The organism is Pseudomonas sp. B21-054 (assembly GCF_026016345.1).
Taxonomy (GTDB): domain Bacteria; phylum Pseudomonadota; class Gammaproteobacteria; order Pseudomonadales; family Pseudomonadaceae; genus Aquipseudomonas.
Window position 1 is genome coordinate 1,870,201 of the sequence record NZ_CP087204.1, and the last position, 18,429, is coordinate 1,888,629.

Genomic DNA, 18,429 nt, shown 5'->3' on the forward strand with positions numbered 1-18,429 from the left:
AATGGCGCGTTCAGGTGCTGGACGCGTTTAAGACTGCTTGGAGGTCGAATTGGACAAGAACATGAAAATCCTCATCGTTGATGACTTCTCAACGATGCGGCGGATCATAAAAAACCTGTTGCGTGACCTTGGGTTCACCAACACGGTCGAGGCCGACGATGGCACCACTGCCATTCCGGTCCTCAACAGCGGGAGCATCGACTTTCTGGTGACTGACTGGAACATGCCCGGCATGACCGGTATCGACTTGCTGCGCCATGTGCGCGCCGACGAAAAACTCAAGCACCTTCCCGTGCTGATGGTGACTGCCGAAGCCAAGCGCGAGCAGATCATCGAAGCGGCTCAGGCCGGTGTAAACGGCTATGTGGTCAAACCCTTCACGGCCCAGGCGTTGAAAGAGAAGATCGAGAAAATCTTCGAACGCATCGGTTAACCGCGCCACGGGGGAGCTATGGATAACGAATCTTCAATGGGCGATTTTGAATCGACCCTGAAAAAACATGCCCGCGAACTGGTCGACAGCCTTGAAAAAGGTCGTTTTGGCGATGCGGTTCAAATGATCCATGAGCTCAACCAGACCCGTGACCGGGGTCTGTATCAGGAAGTGGGCAAGCTCACGCGTGAATTGCACAGCGCCATTGTCAATTTCCAGATCGACCCGAACATGCCCCAGGCCGAGGAAGTCTCGCAGATCACCGACGCCACCGAGCGTCTGGGTTATGTGGTCAAGCTGACCGAGGCCGCAGCGAACCGCACCATGGACCTGGTGGAAAGCGCAACGCCGCTGGTCAATGGCCTGAGCGAGGAAGCCCAGGCCTTGAGCACCGACTGGGGTCGGTTCATGCGGCGCGAAGTCGGCGCTGAGGAGTTTCGGGACCTGGCCCGGCGGGTCGACGGTTTCCTGACGCGTAGCAGCGCCGATAGCCGCGCGGTGGCAAGCAATCTCAACGACATTCTGCTGGCTCAGGACTATCAAGACCTGACCGGTCAGGTGATCAAGCGCGTGACCCAATTGGTCACCGAAGTCGAAAGTAATCTGCTCAAACTGGTGTTGATGGCCAGCCAGGTCGACCGCTTTGCAGGCATCGAACACGACCGTGAAGCGATCCTTGCTGAAAAAGATCCACAAAAACATCTCTCTCAGGGTGAAGGTCCGCAGATTCATGCCGATAAAAGAGAAGACGTTATGTCCGGTCAGGACGATGTGGACGATTTGCTGTCCAGCCTTGGATTCTGAGTTTTAGCCCTGTTTTAGGAGCAGCCATTAATGAGCTTCGGCGCCGATGAAGAGATCCTTCAGGATTTCCTGGTTGAGGCCGGCGAGATTCTAGAGCAACTGTCTGAACAACTGGTCGAGCTGGAAAGCCGACCGGATGATGCGGACTTGCTCAATGCAATTTTTCGCGGTTTCCACACTGTAAAAGGAGGCGCCGGCTTCCTCCAGCTCAATGAGCTGGTGGAGTGCTGCCACATTGCCGAGAACGTGTTTGACATCCTGCGCAAGGGTGAACGCCGCGTTGATTCGGAACTGATGGACGTGGTGCTTGAAGCGCTGGATGCGGTCAATAGCATGTTCAGCGAAGTGCGTGAGCGCTCGCCGATCACCGCGGCCACGCCTGAGTTGCTCGCTGCGCTGGCACGCCTGGCGGAGCCGCAATCGGCGGACGAACCCGCTCCGGCTGTCGAGGCCGCCGTTGAAGAACCGGTCGCCGAGGAATCGGGCGACATCACCGATAACGAATTTGAACAGTTGCTGGACTCGCTGAACGCCGTCAAGGCCCAGGCCGAGGCCCCGACAGCGTCGGTAGCCCCTGCTGCGCCCGCCAATGTGACTGCTGCCGCCAGTGATGAAATCACCGACGACGAGTTCGAGTCGTTGCTCGACCAGCTCCATGGCAAAGGCCAGTTCGCTCCCGATGCAGCCGTCCCAGCGGCGGCCCCGGCCGCCCCGAAAGCGGCGGGCGACAACTCCGACATCACCGACGACGAATTCGAAGCCTTGCTCGATCAGTTGCACGGCAAGGGCACGTTTGCCGTTGACGCGCTGGATTCGGCGATTGCTTCCGCGCCGAAACCGGCCAAGCCTACCGCCGCCGCGGCTGGCAGTGACCTGATCAGCGACCACGAATTCGAATCGCTGCTCGACGAACTGCATGGCAAAGGCAAGTTCACTGAAGTCGGTACGGCTGCCGCAGCGCCTGCTGGCGCGGCTGCCGCGCCGACGGCCAAGGCTGCTGCGCCCAAACCCGCTGCCAAGGCTCCTGAGCCCAAGGCCGAGACACCCAAGACCGAAACGTCCAAGCCTGCTCCGGCCGCTGCCCCTGCAGCCGCCCGGGCTCCGGCGGCTCCACCCGCGGAAAAACCCGCCAGCGAAGCCGAGACCACCGTTCGGGTCGACACTGCGCGCCTGGACGAGATCATGAACATGGTCGGCGAACTGGTGCTGGTGCGTAACCGTCTGGTGCGCCTGGGCCTCAACAGCCAGGACGAAGCGATGTCCAAGGCTGTGTCGAACCTCGACGTGGTCACGGCCGATCTGCAGACGGCGGTCATGAAGACCCGGATGCAGCCGATCAAGAAAGTCTTCGGGCGCTTCCCGCGCCTGGTTCGTGACCTGGCTCGCCAGCTCAAGAAAGAAATCAACCTGGAACTGGTGGGCGAAGAAACCGACCTGGACAAGAACCTTGTCGAGGCCCTGGCCGACCCGCTGGTCCACTTGGTGCGCAACGCGGTCGACCACGGCATCGAGTCGCCGGAAGAACGCGAAGCGTCGGGCAAGGTGCGTAGCGGCAAGGTGATACTGGCCGCCGAGCAGGAAGGCGACCACATCCTGCTGTCGATCTCCGACGACGGCAAAGGCATGGACCCGAACGTACTGCGTTCCATCGCGGTGAAACGCGGTGTGATGGACAAGGATGCCGCCGACCGCCTGAGCGACACCGAGTGCTACAACCTGATCTTCGCGCCGGGCTTCTCGACCAAGACCGAGATTTCCGACGTGTCGGGCCGTGGCGTGGGCATGGACGTGGTGAAAACCAAGATTTCCCAACTCAACGGTTCGATCAACATTTACTCGACCAAGGGCCAGGGCTCGAAGATCGTCATCAAGGTCCCGCTGACCCTGGCGATCATGCCGACCCTGATGGTGATGCTGGGCAACCAGGCGTTCGCTTTCCCACTGGTCAACGTCAACGAGATCTTCCACCTCGACCTGTCGCGCACCAACGTGGTGGACGGCCAGGAAGTGGTGATCGTACGGGACAAGGCACTGCCGCTGTTCTACCTCAAGCGCTGGCTGGTCAGCTCCGCGGCTCATGTGGAGCAGGGCGAAGGCCACGTGGTGATCCTTTCGGTGGGCACCCAGCGGATCGGCTTCGTCGTCGACCAGTTGGTGGGCCAGGAAGAAGTGGTCATCAAGCCGTTGGGCAAGATGCTCCAGGGCACCCCGGGCATGTCCGGCGCCACCATCACCGGCGACGGCCGCATCGCGTTGATTCTCGATGTGCCAAGCATGCTCAAGCGTTACGCCGCTCGGCGTATTTGATTCTGGAGGGGCGTGGCCCAGGGCCGCGCCTCGTCTAACGGAGTGTTTATGGTAGTTAAAGTCCTGGTGGTGGACGATTCGGGGTTTTTTCGCCGCCGCGTCTCGGAAATTCTTTCGGCGGACACGAGTATTCAAGTCGTCGGTACGGCGACCAACGGCAAAGAGGCAATCGATCAGGCGCTGGCGCTCAAGCCAGATGTGATCACCATGGACTACGAGATGCCGATGATGGATGGCATCACGGCCGTGCGGCATATCATGCAGCGCTGTCCGACCCCCGTATTGATGTTCTCGTCCCTGACCCATGAAGGCGCCCGGGTGACCCTCGATGCGCTGGACGCCGGGGCGGTGGATTTCCTGCCGAAGAATTTCGAGGACATTTCGCGCAACCCCGACAAGGTTCGGCAGTTGCTGTGCGAGAAGGTCCACAGCATTTCCCGCAGCAACCGGCGTGTCGGTGCCTACAGCGCGCCTGCGCCGGCTCCTGCGCCCAGCCCTGCGCCAGCCCCGGCTGCGTCGGGCGGTTTCAATCCGGCCCCGGTGCGCAGTGCTCCGGCCCCGGCACCCGCTCGTCCAGTGTCCACCAGCACATCTTCGCCGGCTCCCAAGCGCAAAGCCTACAAGCTGGTCGCCATTGGTACGTCTACCGGTGGCCCGGTGGCGCTGCAACGGGTCCTCACACAGTTGCCGGCCAACTTCCCGGCTCCCATCGTGTTGATCCAGCACATGCCCGCCGCCTTCACCAAGGCCTTCGCCGAGCGTCTGGACAAGCTGTGCAACATCAGCGTCAAGGAAGCCGAGGATGGCGACATCCTGCGTCCGGGCTTGGCCTTGCTGGCGCCGGGCGGCAAGCAAATGATGATCGATGGTCGCGGCGCGGTGAAAATCCTGCCGGGCGACGAGCGTTTGAACTACAAGCCTTGCGTGGACATTACCTTCGGCTCCGCAGCCAAGTCCTATGGTGACAAAGTTCTGGCGGTGGTGCTCACCGGCATGGGCGCTGACGGTCGCGAAGGCGCGCGGCTGCTCAAGCAGGGCGGCAGTGCAATCTGGGCTCAGGACGAAGCCAGCTGCGTGATCTACGGCATGCCGATGGCCATCGTGAAAGCGGACCTCGCCGACGCGGTGTACGGCTTGGACGACATTGGTAGACACCTGGTCGAGGCGTGCCTGTAATGGATGTGCTCAGCCTGATCGGCATCGTCATGGCGTTCGTCGCCATCATTGGCGGTAATTATCTGGAAGGCGGTCATCTGGGGGCATTGGCCAACGGTCCCGCGGCATTGATCGTGCTGGGTGGCACCATCGGCGCCGCGTTGTTGCAGTCGCCCATGAGTGCGTTCAAGCGCGCCATGCAAGTGCTGATCTGGATTCTGTTCCCGCCTCGCGTGGACTTGGCCGGCGGTATCGATCGGGTGGTGAACTGGAGCCTGACCGCGCGCAAGGAAGGCTTGCTGGGGCTGGAAGGGGTGGCCGATGCCGAACCCGATAGCTACTCGCGCAAGGGCCTGCAATTGCTGGTGGACGGTGCCGAGCCAGAAGCCATCCGCAGCATCCTGGAAGTGGATTTCTACACCCAGGAAAGCCGCGACATCGAAGCGGCCAAAGTCTTCGAAAGCATGGGTGGCTACGCGCCAACCATCGGCATCATCGGTGCGGTGATGGGCCTGATCCATGTGATGGGCAACCTGGCCGATCCGTCGCAGTTGGGCAGCGGTATCGCCGTGGCCTTCGTCGCGACGATCTATGGCGTGGCCAGTGCCAACCTGGTGCTGCTGCCGATCGCCGCCAAGCTCAAGTCTATCGCCTTGCGTCAGTCGCGTTATCGCGAAATGCTGCTGGAAGGGATCCTGTCGATCGCCGAAGGGGAAAACCCGCGTTCCATTGAGTTGAAGCTCCAGGGCTTCATGGACTGATGGAGGATATGGAACATGGCACGTCGCAGGCATCGTGAAGAACACGTCAACCATGAACGCTGGCTCGTTTCCTACGCCGACTTCATCACTCTGTTGTTCGCCTTCTTCGTGGTCATGTATTCGATCTCGTCGGTCAACGAAGGTAAATACAAGGTGATTTCCGAGGCGCTGATCGGTGTGTTTACCGACTCCGACCGCGCCCTCAAGCCCATCCCTATCGGCGATGAACGGCCCAAGACCACGACGCCAGCCAAGCCGTTGGTCAGGGATGCCGAGCAGGTTGATGCCGGTATCGCGGGCGGTAGCGATCCGCTGAAAAGCATCGCCGACGACATCAGTGCGGCGTTCGGCGACCTGATCAGCTCCAACCAGATGACGGTGCGCGGCAATGAGTTGTGGGTCGAGATCGAACTCAACTCCAGCCTGTTGTTCGGCAGCGGCGATGCCATGCCCAGCGACATGGCGTTCAACATCATCGATAAGGTGGCGGCGATCCTGAAGCCGTTCGACAACCCGATCCATGTCGAAGGCTTCACTGACGACCAACCCATCCGCACCGCGCAGTATCCGACCAACTGGGAGCTGTCCTCGGCCCGTTCGGCGAGCATCGTGCGGATGCTGGCGATGCAGGGGGTGAACCCGGGTCGCCTGGCGTCGGTGGGCTATGGCGAGTTCCAGCCGGTGGCCAATAACGCCACGGCCGAGGGGCGTGCGCGCAACCGTCGCGTGGTGTTGGTGGTGTCGAGAAACCTCGATGTTCGCCGCAGCCTGACTGCTACCGGCACGGCCAATGCAAAACCGGATGCCGCCTTGAAGCGGGCTGGCACACAAACTGCACCGACCTCGGTCAAGCCGCCGGGACGACAGAGTGCCGTCAATTCTCCGTCACCCGCTTTATAACCGAGCTATTTCTCGGTCGAGTCTGTTTCGACCGGGAGGAACGATCCGAATGAGAGTCTGGGCAGTCGCCAATCAAAAAGGGGGTGTGGGTAAAACCACCTCTTCCATCGCTTTAGCCGGATTGCTGGCCGAGGCGGGCAAGCGCGTGGTCATGGTCGATCTGGACCCCCACGGTTCGATGACCAGCTATTTTGGTTACGATCCCGACAGCCTGGAGCACAGCAACTACGACTTGTTCCTGCACAAGGGCGTCGTGCCCGAAGGCCTGCCGGGGCAATTGCTGTTGTCCACCAGCGACGAGCGGATTTCCCTGTTGCCGTCGAGCACAGCCCTGGCCACCCTGGAGCGGCAGTCGCCGGGACAGAGTGGCCTGGGGCTGGTCATCGCCAAGAGTCTGGCGCAGCTGTGGCAGGATTTCGATTACGCGATCATCGACAGCCCGCCGCTGCTCGGTTTGCTGATGGTCAACGCCTTGGCGGCCAGCCAGCAACTGGTGATCCCGGTACAGACCGAGCACCTGGCGGTCAAGGGCCTGGAACGCATGGTCAATACCCTGGCGATGGTCAATCGCTCGCGCAAGCAATCGCTGGCCTTCAGCATCGTGCCGACCCTGTTCGACCGTCGTACCCAAGCCTCCCTGGGCACCCTGCGCGTGCTGCGGGACAAGTACCCGGATGACATTTGGCAAGGCTACATTCCCGTCGATACCCGACTGCGGGACGCCAGTCGCGCCGGTTTGACTCCTTCGCAATTCGACGGCAAGAGCCGTGGTGTGCTGGCCTACCGGGCGCTGCTCAAGCACCTGCTGGCCCAACAGCTTGTTTCACAGCAGGTGGCTTAAGGTGACGAGGTTTCCCACAGGCATTGCGCTTGCTTGCGAGCGCTCAAGTCCTACCGCATTCATGCCGATAACCTCTTTAAGCGGCGCAGTGTTCCTATGAGCCGCCCGATCAAGACAACCTCGCGTCCGCAAATGGCCTTGCAGTCCTACCTGGACGGGCTGTTGCAGGAAGCGACCGAAGAACTGCCACCGGAACCGAGCGTGATCGAGGCGTTGCCCGAGAGCGTTGAAGCCGAAGGTGTGCTGGATGAATTTCAGGCGGCCGTGCTCGAAGAGCAGGCCCGTGATGCACAGAAGTCAGTGCTGGCCGCAGCGATCGAGGCACCGTTGAGCAGGCCTCAGGTGGCGGTGATGGAAGCACCTGCGCCGATCCTGGCGCCGGTCTCGACCGTTGCACCGTTGCTGCAAGGTCTGGTGACGCCGGTGGTGGAGATCCACCTACCGCCCAGCAACACGCCGCCGCCGGTGCCGACCGATGACCGGCCTGCCTGGGCCGCCGAACCGTTCGAGTGTTTGTTGTTCGATGTGGCCGGGTTGACCCTGGCGGTGCCGCTGGTATGCCTGGGATCGATTTATTCCCTGGCCGGGCAGGAATTGACGCCGTTGTTCGGCCAGCCGGAATGGTTCCTCGGGATCCTGCCGAGCCAGGCCGGCAACCTGAAGGTGCTGGATACCGCGCGTTGGGTCATGCCGGACCGTTATCGCGATGATTTTCGCCAGGGCCTGCAGTACGTGATTTCGGTGCAAGGTTACGAATGGGGTTTGGCGGTGCATCAGGTCAGTCGCTCGTTGCGCCTGGACCCGAACGAAATCAAATGGCGCAGCCATCGAGGGCAACGGCCATGGCTGGCCGGTACGGTGATCGAACACATGTGCGCCTTGCTGGACGTGTCCGAGCTGGCCGAGTTGATCGCCAGCGGCGGGGCAAGACACCTGGGCGGCACCAAGCCGGTCCAGAAACCGAAATAAGACAACCGGTGGCGTACAACGTCACGGGACAGAACACACGCCGCCACAGGCGGTTATTCGAGGGGTCAGGGTATGAATGATAAGGCGTCGTCTCTCAAGGGTTCCGAAGATCCGATTTTGCAATGGGTAACCTTCAAACTCGATAACGAAACCTACGGCATCAACGTGATGCGCGTTCAGGAAGTGCTGCGCTATACCGAGATCGCCCCGGTACCGGGTGCCCCCAGCTACGTGCTGGGCATCATCAACCTGCGTGGTAACGTGGTGACGGTGATCGATACGCGCCAGCGTTTTGGCCTGAGCTCCACCGAGGTCAACGACAACACCCGTATCGTGATCATCGAAGCCGACAAGCAAGTGGTCGGTATCCTCGTCGACAGCGTTGCCGAAGTGGTTTACTTGCGTCAGTCGGAAATCGAAACCGCGCCTAACGTCGGGAACGAAGAGTCGGCCAAGTTCATCCAGGGCGTCTGCAACAAGAACAATGAGTTGCTGATCCTGGTCGAATTGGAAAAAATGATGAGCGAAGAAGAGTGGTCGGAACTGGAGAGTATCTGATTTGATTCTTGAGGTAGCAGTCATTGTCCTGTTCCTTTTTTGGGCAGGCACGCTGGCGATGTTTGTGACCTATGTACGCGGCCAGCGGCAGATCGCCGCCCAGCAGGCCCAGGGTGATGCGCTGCGCGATCAGCGCATCAGGGACCTGGCCAAACGCGTTGACGATTACCAGAACGGCACCGTGCGCATGGGCGAAGCCATCCATGAGCTGCGTGCCGTGGTCGCGCCGTTGCCGGACAAACTGGGTCAACTGGAACAGCGTGACCCCTCCACCTTGTCCTTCGCCCAGGCCGCCCGCCTGGTTGGGATGGGCGCCAGCGTCGACGAACTGACCCAAGCCTGTGGCTTGACCCAGGCCGAGGCGGAGTTGATGAGTAAGTTGCACAAGGGCGGCTAAGCGCTTTTGCCTGAATCCTGTGGGAGCGAGCTTGCTCGCGATAGCGGTGTGACAGTCAACGAAGGTGTTGACTGTGCGCCCGCCTTCGCGAGCAAGCTCGCTCCCACAGGTTTTTCTGGCGAACCAATCTTTCCAGCCCAGCCCCTGTGGCGAGGGGATTTATCCCCGCTCGGGTGCGCAGCAGCCGCCTAAAAATGGGGTCGCTGCGCAACCCAACGGGGATAAATCCCCTCGCCACAGATCAGTAATCGTCGCCGCGGTCGGTCACATCCTTCTCGACACTCGCTGCATCCGGGTCATACCCCTGAGGGAATTTGCCCTTGAGGTTCCACGCGAAGGCAATGATCTCGGCGATCGTGCGGTACAGCTCCTCCGGAATACTGTCGCCCAATTCCATTCGGGCCAGCAGCTTCACCAACTCCGCGTTTTCATAAATTGGCACTTCGTTTTCCCGGGCGATCCGCAGGATCTCCTCGGCCAGGGCTTCGTCGCCCTTGGCGGTGAGGGTCGGGGCGTGGTGGCCGTCGTACTTGAGGGCGATGGCTTGGCGGGCTTGGGTGTCGGTGCTCATGCGGTTTCATCCACCCAGCGTTGTTCCAGGCGAGTCTTGGGGCCTTGGGGCGGGGTGCCGAGGTGGCAGTCCAGGTCGCCGACGTTCAGGCCACAAGTCACGAGGCGTTCACGCAGCGCTGTCAGGTTGCTTTCGATCAGGCTCGCCGTGTACGGCCGTTCGGCCCACAACTGGCTCGACAGGCTGCCGCTGAGCAGTTGCGCCTGAATTTGTAGCGGCCCCAGCGGCTCCATGTCGAATGCCAGCTCGACCCGCCAGAGTTGCTGCTTCGGCTCGCGTTCTTCCCGGCGTTCGTGTGGCTGTTCCCGAGGCGGGGTTTCCTCGCGCTGGAACTTGACCTGCAAGGGCACGATGTCCTGCAGGTTACGCATTGGGATTTCCAGTTGCCACGTGCTCATCAGCCGACCGTCGTCGGTCAGGCCGGTCTGTTCCAGGCTCGACAGCTGATGGCTTTGCAGGCGCGACACGGCCGCCGCCGCCAGGCGTAGCAGGTGTTCCAGATCGCCTTCTTCGTCCTGGCCCTTCAACAGGCGCGAGGGCAGGGGGAAACCGGTGGGTTGTGGCTTGGCGCTGACCTGGCCGAGGGTGCCCAAGGCGTTACGTACAAAACTGGGCAGCACCTGGGCCAAGGTGTTGGCGGCGATAATGGCGGTGAGGTTGGTGGACGCGGGCAGGGCCGGCGTCAATTGGGCGATCAGTTTCAGCAGGTCGCCTTTCATGTCCGGTGCCGGGCCCGGCGGCTGCCCAGCCAGCAATTTGCTTTCCAGAAACGCGCCGCTGGCGATCATGGCCTGGGCCAACCCCTTGGGCGTGCTCAGTTGCTGGACATCCGGCAGGCCCGCCAGCAGGCGCGTCACCGCTGCGCGCAGTTCGGCGCCGGTTTCGTCGGTAGTCGGCAGGTTTTGCAGGACGGTGATCAGGCTTTCCAGCGAGCCCTGTCGGCTCATTTGCGTGACCAACTGCTGGCTCACCGCCAACTGTTCCTGGCGGTTGCTCAGGGGAATGAATTTCAAGGTCTGGGCATCTTGCACCTGGGCACTCAACAGCGTGCCGATGCGCAGCGGTTGCGGGCTGTCGATGTCCAGGGTGCTGCCGGCCTGGGCGGTGTTGAGCAGACTCACCAACGAGCGATACACCGCCGGCTGCCCCGGCAACTGCGGCAGGGCCTGGCTGGTCAGCACCTTGCCTTGCAGCAGGGTGCCGACCGGCAACTGTGCGGTGTCGATCCGGGTCAGGGTGGCGACGCTGGAGGCGACGGCCTGTTGCACGGTGACGGCCAGGTTGCTGGCGGACGGTTGGGTCACGGCCAGGCTGGTGCCTTGTGGCAACGGCTGGGTGCTGGTGGCCTGCACGGTGGTCTGGCGGCCGCTCTCCAGGGTGACCTTGAGCAACAACTGGAAGGTCTGGTCGGCTTGCTTGAGCGACAGCACTTCAGCCTGGGCGGTCTGGCCGGAGCCGATCAGGCCTTCGACCGGCGTCAGCAGCTTGAGCAGCTCGCCGGTGACCGCGGGCATACGAGTCGTTGCCGTGGCCTGGGGCAGCGGCGCAATGTTCATGTCGCCTGTCATCTACGGTACTAACCTTCGGAAATAAGCCCTCTTTAGAGTAGGGCATCACATGTATAATGCCGCCCGTCTTTCCGGGAGTGGCGAAAACCTTGCAATTGTTTGACGCAGCTCTGTGGAACAGGTCGTCAAAGCATCTATGCTGCACCTCTTTAACGGCCGCTGCACCGCCGACTTGAACCGTATAAGGCCCGCGATCCCTTGACCAGTCCTCTCCTGCAAACCGTTGGCCTCGCCTGTGAGCGAGACTTGCGGCTGCTTTTCGAACATCTCGAATTGAGACTCTCCAGTGGCGATATGGTGCAGATCAGCGGCCCCAACGGCAGCGGCAAGACCAGCCTGTTGCGCTTGGTGGCCGGGTTGATGCAACCAACCGCTGGCCAGGTGCTGCTCAATGGCCAGCCCTTGCAGAGCCAGCGCAGCGAACTGGCCCGCAACCTGCTCTGGATCGGTCATGCCGCCGGTATCAAGGATTTGTTGACTCCCGAAGAAAACCTCAGTTGGCTCTGTGCGCTGCATCGGCCGGTCGGGCGCGAGGCGATCTGGCAGGCGTTGGCGACTGTGGGCCTGCGTGGTTTCGAAGACGTGCCCTGCCACACCCTGTCCGCCGGTCAGCAGCGTCGTGTGGCCCTGGCCCGGTTGTACCTGGACAGCCCGCCGCTGTGGATTCTCGATGAGCCATTTACCGCCCTGGACAAGCAGGGTGTGGCCCAACTTGAAGAACACTTGGCCCGCCACTGCGAAAAGGGCGGTATGGTGCTGTTGACCACCCACCACACGCTGGCCCGGATGCCGTCCGGTTATCGCAACATTGATCTGGGGAACTGGGCCGTATGAGTGTGTTTGGCCTGTTGCTTGCCCGCGAGGCGCGCCTGTTGTTTCGTCGCCCGGCCGAACTGGCCAACCCGCTGGTGTTCTTCTCGATCGTCATTGCGCTGTTCCCGCTGGCGGTCGGTCCTGAGACTCAATTGTTGCAAACCTTGTCGCCAGGGCTGGTCTGGGTGGCGGCGCTTTTATCGGTCCTGCTCTCGCTGGACGGGCTTTTCCGCAGTGATTTCGAAGACGGTTCCCTGGAACAGTGGGTCCTTTCGTCGCACCCCTTGGCCCTTCTGGTTTTGGCCAAGGTACTGGCACACTGGGTTTTTTCCGGACTGGCGCTGGTGCTGCTCTCGCCACTGCTGGCAATGATGCTGGGCTTGCCCGGCGCGTGCATGCCGGTGCTGCTGGTGTCGTTGCTGCTGGGCACGCCGGTGCTGAGCTTGCTCGGTGCGGTGGGCGCGGCGTTGACGGTGGGGTTGAAGCGCGGCGGCCTGTTGCTGGCCCTGCTGATTCTGCCGTTGTATATCCCGGTGTTGATCCTCGGCAGCGGCGCCTTGCAGGCGGCATTGCAAGGCATGCCGGCAACCGGTTATCTCCTGTGGCTTGGCAGCCTGACCGCCCTGGCGATAACCCTGACACCCTTTGCAATAGCCGCTGGCCTGAAGATCAGCGTCGGCGAATAATAATGACGCCTGGTCAAAAACTGACCACTTCTTTAGAAGTAAAGGCAGACCCGGCGGTTCGTGATGGCGAGCCGCAACCGTGATGGAAACAGCAATGAACTGGACCTGGTTTCATAAGCTCGGCTCACCCAAGTGGTTCTACGGCATCAGCGGCAAGATGCTGCCCTGGTTGAGCCTCTTCGCACTGCTGCTGATTGGCGCCGGCGTGGTCTGGGGCCTGGCCTTCGCGCCGCCGGACTACCAGCAAGGCAACAGCTTTCGCATCATTTACATACACGTTCCCACGGCGATGCTGGCCCAGTCCATCTACGTGATGCTGGCCGTGTGCGGTGTGGTCGGGTTGGTGTGGAAGATGAAGCTGGCTGACGTGGCCCTGCAATGCGCCGCCCCCATCGGTGCCTGGATGACCGCCGTAGCGCTGGTCACCGGCGCGATCTGGGGCAAGCCGACCTGGGGCTCATGGTGGGTCTGGGATGCCCGACTGACGTCGATGCTGATCCTGCTGTTCCTGTACTTCGGTCTTATTGCGCTGGGCAACGCCATCAGTAATCGTGACAGCGCCGCCAAGGCTTGCGCGGTGCTGGCGATTGTCGGCGTGATCAACATCCCGATCATCAAGTACTCGGTGGAATGGTGGAACACCCTGCACCAGGGCGCGACGTTCACCCTCACGGAAAAACCGGCGATGCCGGTGGAAATGTGGCTGCCGCTGTTGCTCACCGTACTCGGCTTCTACTGTTTCTTCGGCGCGGTGCTATTGCTGCGCATGCGCCTGGAAGTGCTCAAGCGCGAATCCCGGGCCAGCTGGGTCAAGGCCGAAATACGGAACAGCCTGGAGGTCGCTCGATGAGTTTCGCTTCATTCGGCGATTTCCTCGCCATGGGTCATCATGGCCTGTATGTCTGGTCAGCCTATGGCATTTGCCTGGCGGTGCTGGCCCTCAACGTGGCGGTGCCGATCGTGGCCCGCAAGCGGTATCTGCAACAAGAGGCGCGTCGTCTGCGCCGGGAGAACGGTCAGTGAATCCGCTGCGCAAAAAACGTCTAGTCATCATTCTTGCGATCCTGGTGGGTGTCGGTGCCGCGGTCGGCCTGGCCCTGAGCGCCCTGCAGCAGAACATCAACCTGTTTTACACCCCGACCCAGATCGCCAATGGCGAAGCGCCCAAGGACACCCGCATCCGCGCCGGTGGCATGGTGGAGAAGGGCTCGCTAGTGCGGTCCGGGGATTCCCTGGACGTGAAATTCAACGTCACCGATTTCAGCAAGACTGTGACCATCAGCTATCGCGGCATCCTCCCGGATCTGTTCCGTGAAGGACAGGGCATCGTCGCCCTGGGCAAGCTCAATGCCGACGGCGTGGTGGTGGCCGATGAAGTGCTGGCCAAGCACGACGAAAAATACATGCCGCCGGAAGTGACCAAGGCCTTGAAAGACAGCGGCCAGTCGGCGCCCGCTCCCGCGAAGGAGGGTTGATCGATGACTGCTGGTATTTTTATTCCCGAGTTGGGCCACCTGGCGATGATCCTGGCCTTGTGCTTTTCCCTGGTGCAGGCCGTGGTGCCGTTGCTGGGTGCCTGGCGCGGCGACCGTTTGTGGATGAGCCTGGCCCAGCCCGCGGCGTGGGGGCAGTTCGCCTTTATGCTGTTTGCCTTCGGTTGCCTGACCTACGCCTTCATGGCCGATGATTTTTCCGTCGAGTACGTCGCCAGCAACTCCAACAGCGCCTTGCCCTGGTACTACAAGTTCAGCGCGGTGTGGGGCGCCCATGAAGGCTCGCTGTTGCTCTGGGCGTTGATCCTCGCCGGCTGGACCTTCGCGGTCTCGGTGTTTTCCCGGCAGTTGCCTCAGGTGATGCTGGCTCGGGTGCTGGCGGTGATGGGCATGATCAGCACCGGTTTCCTGCTGTTTTTGATCGTCACCTCCAACCCGTTCAAGCGCATCCTGCCGCAGATGCCGATGGACGGCCGCGACCTCAATCCATTGTTGCAGGACATCGGCCTGATCGTTCACCCACCGATGCTCTACATGGGCTACGTCGGCTTCTCCGTGGCCTTCTCCTTTGCCATCGCCGCGTTGCTGGGCGGCCGTCTCGATGCCGCGTGGGCACGTTGGTCGCGGCCATGGACCATCGTCGCCTGGGCCTTCCTGGGCATCGGCATCACCCTCGGTTCGTGGTGGGCCTATTACGAACTCGGCTGGGGCGGCTGGTGGTTCTGGGACCCGGTGGAAAACGCCTCGTTCATGCCCTGGTTGGTGGGCACTGCGTTGATTCACTCCCTGGCGGTCACGGAAAAACGTGGGGTGTTCAAGAGCTGGACCGTATTGCTGGCTATCGCGGCGTTCTCCCTGAGCCTGTTGGGAACCTTCCTGGTGCGTTCCGGCGTGCTGACGTCGGTGCATGCTTTCGCCTCGGACCCTGAGCGCGGCGTGTTCATCCTGATGTTCCTGCTGTTCGTCGTCGGCGGTTCGCTGACGTTGTTCGCCCTGCGAGCGCCGGTGGTGAAAAGCCAGGTCGGCTTCAACCTCTGGTCCCGGGAAACCCTGCTGCTGGGCAATAACCTGGTGCTGGTGGTGGCCGCGTCGATGATTCTGCTGGGCACGCTCTACCCGCTGGTGCTCGACGCGCTGTCCGGGGCCAAGCTGTCGGTTGGCCCGCCGTACTTCAATGCGTTGTTCATCCCACTGATGGCGATCCTGATGGTAGTGATGGCCGTTGGTATGCTGGTGCGCTGGAAAGACACTCCGGTCAAGTGGTTGCTGGGCATGCTGACCCCGGTGCTGTTGGGCACCGCCGCCCTGGCCGTGGTGGCCGGCGTGGCCTATGGCGATTTCAACTGGGCGGTGCTGGCAACGTTCGCGCTGGCGGCCTGGGTGTTGCTGGCCGGCGTACGGGACATCTTCGACAAAACCCGCCACAAAGGCCTGATCAAAGGCCTGCCAACCCTGACCCGCAGCTACTGGGGCATGCAGATCGCCCACCTGGGCATCGCCGTCTGCGCCCTGGGCGTGGTGCTGTCGAGCCAGAACAGCGCCGAGCGCGACCTGCGCCTGGCGCCGGGGGAGTCCATGGACCTGGGTGGCTATCAGTTCGTTTTCGAGGGCGCCAAACATTTTGAAGGCCCGAACTTCACCTCCGACAAAGGCACCGTGCGGGTCATTCGCGACGGCCGGGAAGTGACCGTATTGCACCCGGAAAAACGCCTCTACACCGTACAGAACTCGGTGATGACCGAAGCCGGGATCGATGCCGGTTTCACCCGCGACCTCTACGTGGCGTTGGGTGAGTCCCTGGGCGACGGTGCGTGGGCGGTGCGGGTTCACGTCAAGCCGTTCGTGCGCTGGATCTGGTTCGGTGGCCTGCTCACCGGCCTGGGTGGGGTGTTGGCGGCGCTGGATCGGCGCTATCGAGTCAAGGTGAAAACCCGGGTGCGTGAGACCCTGGGCATGACGGGAGCCGCTGCATGAAGCGTTGGTTGATGCTGGTGCCGCTGGCACTGTTTCTGTTGCTGGCGGTGTTTTTGTACCGTGGGCTTTACCTGAACCCGAGCGAGCTGCCATCGGCGATGATCGGCAAGCCGTTCCCGGAGTTTTCCCTGCTTTCGGTGCAAGGCGACAAAACCCTGACCCGTGCCGACCTGTTGGGTAAGCCGGCGCTGGTCAACGTGTGGGGCACCTGGTGCATTTCCTGCCGGGTCGAGCACCCGGTGCTGAATAAACTGGCCCAGAACGGCGTGGTGATCTACGGCGTCAATTACAAGGACGTCAACGCCGACGCCTTGAAGTGGCTGGCCGAGTTCCACAATCCGTATCAACTGGACATTCGCGATGAAGAGGGCTCCCTGGGCCTGAACCTGGGTGTCTATGGCGCGCCGGAAACGTTCTTCATCGACGCCAAGGGCATTATTCGCGACAAGTTCGTCGGCGTGATCGACGAGCAGGTCTGGCGCGAGAAACTGGCCGCCAAATACCAGGCACTGGTGGACGAGGCCAAGCCATGAAGCGCTGGTTAGCGGCCGCCATCCTCGGCTTGAGCCTCGTCGGTATCGCTCACGCTGCCATCGACACCTACGAATTCGCCAACGACGGCGAGCGCGAGCGGTTTCGCGAGTTGACCAAGGAACTGCGCTGCCCCAAGTGCCAGAACCAGGACATCGCCGACTCCAACGCGCCGATTGCCGCCGACCTGCGCAAGGAGATCTTCCGCATGCTCGGCGAGGGCAAGGACAACCAGCAGATCATCGATTTCATGGTGGATCGCTACGGTGAGTTCGTGCGCTACAACCCGGCGCTGTCCTCCAAGACCGCGCTGCTCTGGTTCGGTCCCGCCGGGCTGTTGCTCGGTGGTTTCGTTGTCATCGCGGTGATCGTGCGCCGCCGCCGGGTCCAGCGCACAGCGGCCCCGGATACGCTTTCTGTCGAAGAGCGCCAGCGCCTCGACCAACTGTTGGATAAAACCAAGCATGATTGATTTCTGGCTCGCCGCAGGTCTGCTTCTTCTGATTGCCCTGAGTTTTCTGTTGATCCCTGTACTGCGCGGTCGTCGCGCCCAACTGGAGGAGGACCGTACCGCGCTCAACGTGGCGTTGTATGAGGAACGCGTCGCCGAGTTGCAGGCCGAGCGGGAGGAGGGCGTGCTCAACGCGGGGCAACTGGATACCGGTCGTGCTGAAGCCGCCCGTGAACTGCTCGCGGACACCGAGGGCGCCGATGTGCCACGGGAATCGCGGCTGGGCAAGCCGTTGCCGTTGCTCGCCGCTGTGCTGGTGCCCTTGTTGGGCCTGGGGCTGTATCTACATTTTGGTGCCAGCGACAAGGTTGAACTGACCCGCGAATTTGCCCAGGCGCCGCAGTCGATGGAGGAAATGACCCAGCGCCTGGAACGGGCGGTGGCGGCGCAGCCGGATAACGCCGAGGGGCTGTATTTCCTTGGCCGCACCTACATGGCCCAGGATCGCCCCGCGGATGCGGCGAAGATCTTCGAGCGCACCGTCGCGGTGGCCGGTCGACAACCCGAGCTGCTGGGGCAGTGGGCCCAGGCGCAGTATTTCGGCGATGGCAAGAAATGGTCGGACAAGGTCCAGGCCTTGACCGACGAAGCGCTGAAACTCGATCCCAAGGAAGTCACCAGCCTCGGCCTGTTGGGGATCGCCGCGTTCGAAGGCCAACGCTACCAGGAAGCGATCGATTATTGGGGACGCCTGTTGGCGCAACTGCCGGAGGGCGACAAGTCCCGTGAGGCGCTGCAAGGTGGCATTGCTCGTGCCACCGAGAAGCTTCAAGCCAGCGGTGGCAAGGTCGCCCAGGCCCCGGCGGCCAAGGCTGCGGCGCTGCTCAAGGTGCGCGTCGAGTTGGCGCCGGCCCTCAAGGACAAGGTGCAGCCGGGCGACACGGTGTTCATCTTCGCCCGCGCCGCGTCCGGTCCTCCCGCGCCGCTGGCGGCCAAGCGCATGACCGTCGCCGACTTGCCGGTCACTGTCGAGCTGGGCGATGCGGACGCGATGATGCCGCAGCTGAAACTGTCGAACTTCCCTGAAGTCCAACTGGTGGCGCGCATCTCGCGGGCCGGTCAACCGACCGCCGGCGAGTGGATCGGCCGCAGCCAGCCCCTGGCGAGCAGCACCACGGCGCAGCAACAACTGACCATCGACAGCCCGGACAAATAAC

Annotated in this window: 21 protein-coding genes; 19 read left to right on the top strand and 2 right to left on the bottom strand. The window is 62.0% G+C overall.

The features are described from left to right. The first annotated feature begins 61 nt into the window (after nucleotides 1-61). The 10 genes from LOY70_RS08305 (at nucleotide 62) to LOY70_RS08350 (ending at nucleotide 9,125) form a co-directional block, all read left to right on the top strand. Complete coding sequence (locus LOY70_RS08305; protein WP_003183998.1) at nucleotides 62-433, top strand: chemotaxis response regulator CheY; 372 nt, start codon at nucleotides 62-64, stop codon at nucleotides 431-433. 18 nt (nucleotides 434-451) lie between these two features. Then, complete coding sequence (locus LOY70_RS08310) at nucleotides 452-1,237, top strand: protein phosphatase CheZ (protein ID WP_265035389.1); 786 nt, start codon at nucleotides 452-454, stop codon at nucleotides 1,235-1,237. 30 nt (nucleotides 1,238-1,267) lie between these two features. Continuing rightward, nucleotides 1,268-3,544, top strand: a complete 2,277-nt coding sequence (locus LOY70_RS08315) for a chemotaxis protein CheA (protein WP_265035391.1) — start codon at nucleotides 1,268-1,270, stop codon at nucleotides 3,542-3,544. A gap of 48 nt (nucleotides 3,545-3,592) precedes the next feature. Beyond that, entirely contained in the window at nucleotides 3,593-4,720 is a 1,128-nt protein-coding gene (locus LOY70_RS08320) for a protein-glutamate methylesterase/protein-glutamine glutaminase (protein WP_265035393.1), read from the top strand. Beyond that, nucleotides 4,720-5,460, top strand: a complete 741-nt coding sequence (locus tag LOY70_RS08325) for a flagellar motor protein (protein WP_063322393.1) — start codon at nucleotides 4,720-4,722, stop codon at nucleotides 5,458-5,460. The genes LOY70_RS08320 and LOY70_RS08325 overlap by 1 nt, the downstream gene beginning before the upstream one ends. A gap of 15 nt (nucleotides 5,461-5,475) precedes the next feature. Next, nucleotides 5,476-6,360 carry a flagellar motor protein MotD gene (motD, locus tag LOY70_RS08330; protein ID WP_265035396.1) on the top strand — a complete coding sequence of 295 codons (885 nt, stop codon included), beginning with the start codon at nucleotides 5,476-5,478 and terminating at the stop codon, nucleotides 6,358-6,360. 49 nt (nucleotides 6,361-6,409) lie between these two features. Then, complete coding sequence (locus tag LOY70_RS08335; protein ID WP_265035397.1) at nucleotides 6,410-7,201, top strand: ParA family protein; 792 nt, start codon at nucleotides 6,410-6,412, stop codon at nucleotides 7,199-7,201. Nucleotides 7,202-7,297: 96 nt separating this feature from the next. Continuing rightward, entirely contained in the window at nucleotides 7,298-8,170 is an 873-nt protein-coding gene (locus LOY70_RS08340; protein ID WP_265035399.1) for a CheW domain-containing protein, read from the top strand. A 72-nt stretch (nucleotides 8,171-8,242) separates the two neighbouring features. Then, a complete protein-coding gene (locus LOY70_RS08345) occupies nucleotides 8,243-8,728 on the top strand; it encodes a chemotaxis protein CheW (protein ID WP_003183968.1) in 486 nt (161 codons plus the stop codon). Nucleotide 8,729: 1 nt separating this feature from the next. Next, entirely contained in the window at nucleotides 8,730-9,125 is a 396-nt protein-coding gene (locus LOY70_RS08350) for a DUF2802 domain-containing protein (RefSeq protein WP_123342153.1), read from the top strand. A gap of 241 nt (nucleotides 9,126-9,366) precedes the next feature. Here LOY70_RS08350 and LOY70_RS08360 read toward each other — a convergent pair whose 3' ends face one another. Both LOY70_RS08360 and LOY70_RS08365 read right to left on the bottom strand, forming a co-directional pair. Beyond that, nucleotides 9,367-9,696: an EscU/YscU/HrcU family type III secretion system export apparatus switch protein gene (locus LOY70_RS08360; protein ID WP_265035403.1), complete on the bottom strand. Its 330-nt coding sequence runs from the start codon at nucleotides 9,694-9,696 to the stop codon at nucleotides 9,367-9,369. Beyond that, nucleotides 9,693-11,264 carry a flagellar hook-length control protein FliK gene (locus tag LOY70_RS08365; protein WP_265035405.1) on the bottom strand — a complete coding sequence of 524 codons (1,572 nt, stop codon included), beginning with the start codon at nucleotides 11,262-11,264 and terminating at the stop codon, nucleotides 9,693-9,695. Before LOY70_RS08365 ends, LOY70_RS08360 begins: the two co-directional genes overlap by 4 nt. A 198-nt stretch (nucleotides 11,265-11,462) precedes the next feature. Between LOY70_RS08365 and ccmA the strand changes: the two genes are divergently transcribed. The 9 genes from ccmA to ccmI all read left to right on the top strand — a co-directional run bounded on the left by ccmA (nucleotide 11,463) and on the right by ccmI (nucleotide 18,428). Then, nucleotides 11,463-12,098: a cytochrome c biogenesis heme-transporting ATPase CcmA gene (gene ccmA, locus LOY70_RS08370; RefSeq protein ID WP_123342150.1), complete on the top strand. Its 636-nt coding sequence runs from the start codon at nucleotides 11,463-11,465 to the stop codon at nucleotides 12,096-12,098. Then, nucleotides 12,095-12,763: a heme exporter protein CcmB gene (gene ccmB / locus LOY70_RS08375; RefSeq protein WP_123342149.1), complete on the top strand. Its 669-nt coding sequence runs from the start codon at nucleotides 12,095-12,097 to the stop codon at nucleotides 12,761-12,763. The genes ccmA and ccmB overlap by 4 nt, the downstream gene beginning before the upstream one ends. A 94-nt stretch (nucleotides 12,764-12,857) precedes the next feature. Then, nucleotides 12,858-13,613: a heme ABC transporter permease gene (locus tag LOY70_RS08380; RefSeq protein WP_265035408.1), complete on the top strand. Its 756-nt coding sequence runs from the start codon at nucleotides 12,858-12,860 to the stop codon at nucleotides 13,611-13,613. Further along, on the top strand, nucleotides 13,610-13,786 hold the full coding sequence (gene ccmD, locus LOY70_RS08385; RefSeq protein WP_025212528.1) for a heme exporter protein CcmD: 177 nt from the start codon (nucleotides 13,610-13,612) through the stop codon (nucleotides 13,784-13,786). The genes LOY70_RS08380 and ccmD overlap by 4 nt, the downstream gene beginning before the upstream one ends. Beyond that, nucleotides 13,783-14,238, top strand: coding sequence for a cytochrome c maturation protein CcmE (gene ccmE, locus LOY70_RS08390; RefSeq protein WP_265035410.1), 456 nt, complete (start codon nucleotides 13,783-13,785; stop codon nucleotides 14,236-14,238). The genes ccmD and ccmE overlap by 4 nt, the downstream gene beginning before the upstream one ends. A gap of 3 nt (nucleotides 14,239-14,241) precedes the next feature. Continuing rightward, entirely contained in the window at nucleotides 14,242-16,230 is a 1,989-nt protein-coding gene (locus LOY70_RS08395) for a heme lyase CcmF/NrfE family subunit (protein ID WP_265035412.1), read from the top strand. Continuing rightward, complete coding sequence (locus tag LOY70_RS08400; RefSeq protein WP_123342145.1) at nucleotides 16,227-16,763, top strand: DsbE family thiol:disulfide interchange protein; 537 nt, start codon at nucleotides 16,227-16,229, stop codon at nucleotides 16,761-16,763. Before LOY70_RS08395 ends, LOY70_RS08400 begins: the two co-directional genes overlap by 4 nt. Next, complete coding sequence (locus tag LOY70_RS08405) at nucleotides 16,760-17,233, top strand: cytochrome c-type biogenesis protein (protein WP_265035415.1); 474 nt, start codon at nucleotides 16,760-16,762, stop codon at nucleotides 17,231-17,233. The genes LOY70_RS08400 and LOY70_RS08405 overlap by 4 nt, the downstream gene beginning before the upstream one ends. Continuing rightward, a complete protein-coding gene (gene ccmI / locus LOY70_RS08410; RefSeq protein WP_265035417.1) occupies nucleotides 17,226-18,428 on the top strand; it encodes a c-type cytochrome biogenesis protein CcmI in 1,203 nt (400 codons plus the stop codon). Before LOY70_RS08405 ends, ccmI begins: the two co-directional genes overlap by 8 nt. Nucleotide 18,429: the final 1 nt, after the last annotated feature.

Excerpts from the sequence above, each read along its gene's own strand:
- LOY70_RS08325 (WP_063322393.1), top strand. The coding sequence starts at position 4,720 with ATGGATGTGCTCAGCCTGATCGGCATCGTCATGGCGTTCGTCGCCATC.
- LOY70_RS08310 (WP_265035389.1), top strand. The coding sequence starts at position 452 with ATGGATAACGAATCTTCAATGGGCGATTTTGAATCGACCCTGAAAAAA.
- LOY70_RS08315 (WP_265035391.1), top strand. The coding sequence starts at position 1,268 with ATGAGCTTCGGCGCCGATGAAGAGATCCTTCAGGATTTCCTGGTTGAG.
- ccmB (WP_123342149.1), top strand. The coding sequence starts at position 12,095 with ATGAGTGTGTTTGGCCTGTTGCTTGCCCGCGAGGCGCGCCTGTTGTTT.
- LOY70_RS08340 (WP_265035399.1), top strand. The coding sequence starts at position 7,298 with ATGAGCCGCCCGATCAAGACAACCTCGCGTCCGCAAATGGCCTTGCAG.
- LOY70_RS08320 (WP_265035393.1), top strand. The coding sequence starts at position 3,593 with ATGGTAGTTAAAGTCCTGGTGGTGGACGATTCGGGGTTTTTTCGCCGC.
- motD (WP_265035396.1), top strand. The coding sequence starts at position 5,476 with ATGGCACGTCGCAGGCATCGTGAAGAACACGTCAACCATGAACGCTGG.
- LOY70_RS08360 (WP_265035403.1), bottom strand. The coding sequence starts at position 9,696 with ATGAGCACCGACACCCAAGCCCGCCAAGCCATCGCCCTCAAGTACGAC.
- LOY70_RS08345 (WP_003183968.1), top strand. The coding sequence starts at position 8,243 with ATGAATGATAAGGCGTCGTCTCTCAAGGGTTCCGAAGATCCGATTTTG.
- LOY70_RS08305 (WP_003183998.1), top strand. The coding sequence starts at position 62 with ATGAAAATCCTCATCGTTGATGACTTCTCAACGATGCGGCGGATCATA.
- LOY70_RS08365 (WP_265035405.1), bottom strand. The coding sequence starts at position 11,264 with ATGACAGGCGACATGAACATTGCGCCGCTGCCCCAGGCCACGGCAACG.
- LOY70_RS08380 (WP_265035408.1), top strand. The coding sequence starts at position 12,858 with ATGAACTGGACCTGGTTTCATAAGCTCGGCTCACCCAAGTGGTTCTAC.
- ccmD (WP_025212528.1), top strand. The coding sequence starts at position 13,610 with ATGAGTTTCGCTTCATTCGGCGATTTCCTCGCCATGGGTCATCATGGC.
- LOY70_RS08405 (WP_265035415.1), top strand. The coding sequence starts at position 16,760 with ATGAAGCGCTGGTTAGCGGCCGCCATCCTCGGCTTGAGCCTCGTCGGT.
- ccmI (WP_265035417.1), top strand. The coding sequence starts at position 17,226 with ATGATTGATTTCTGGCTCGCCGCAGGTCTGCTTCTTCTGATTGCCCTG.
- LOY70_RS08395 (WP_265035412.1), top strand. The coding sequence starts at position 14,242 with ATGACTGCTGGTATTTTTATTCCCGAGTTGGGCCACCTGGCGATGATC.
- LOY70_RS08335 (WP_265035397.1), top strand. The coding sequence starts at position 6,410 with ATGAGAGTCTGGGCAGTCGCCAATCAAAAAGGGGGTGTGGGTAAAACC.
- LOY70_RS08400 (WP_123342145.1), top strand. The coding sequence starts at position 16,227 with ATGAAGCGTTGGTTGATGCTGGTGCCGCTGGCACTGTTTCTGTTGCTG.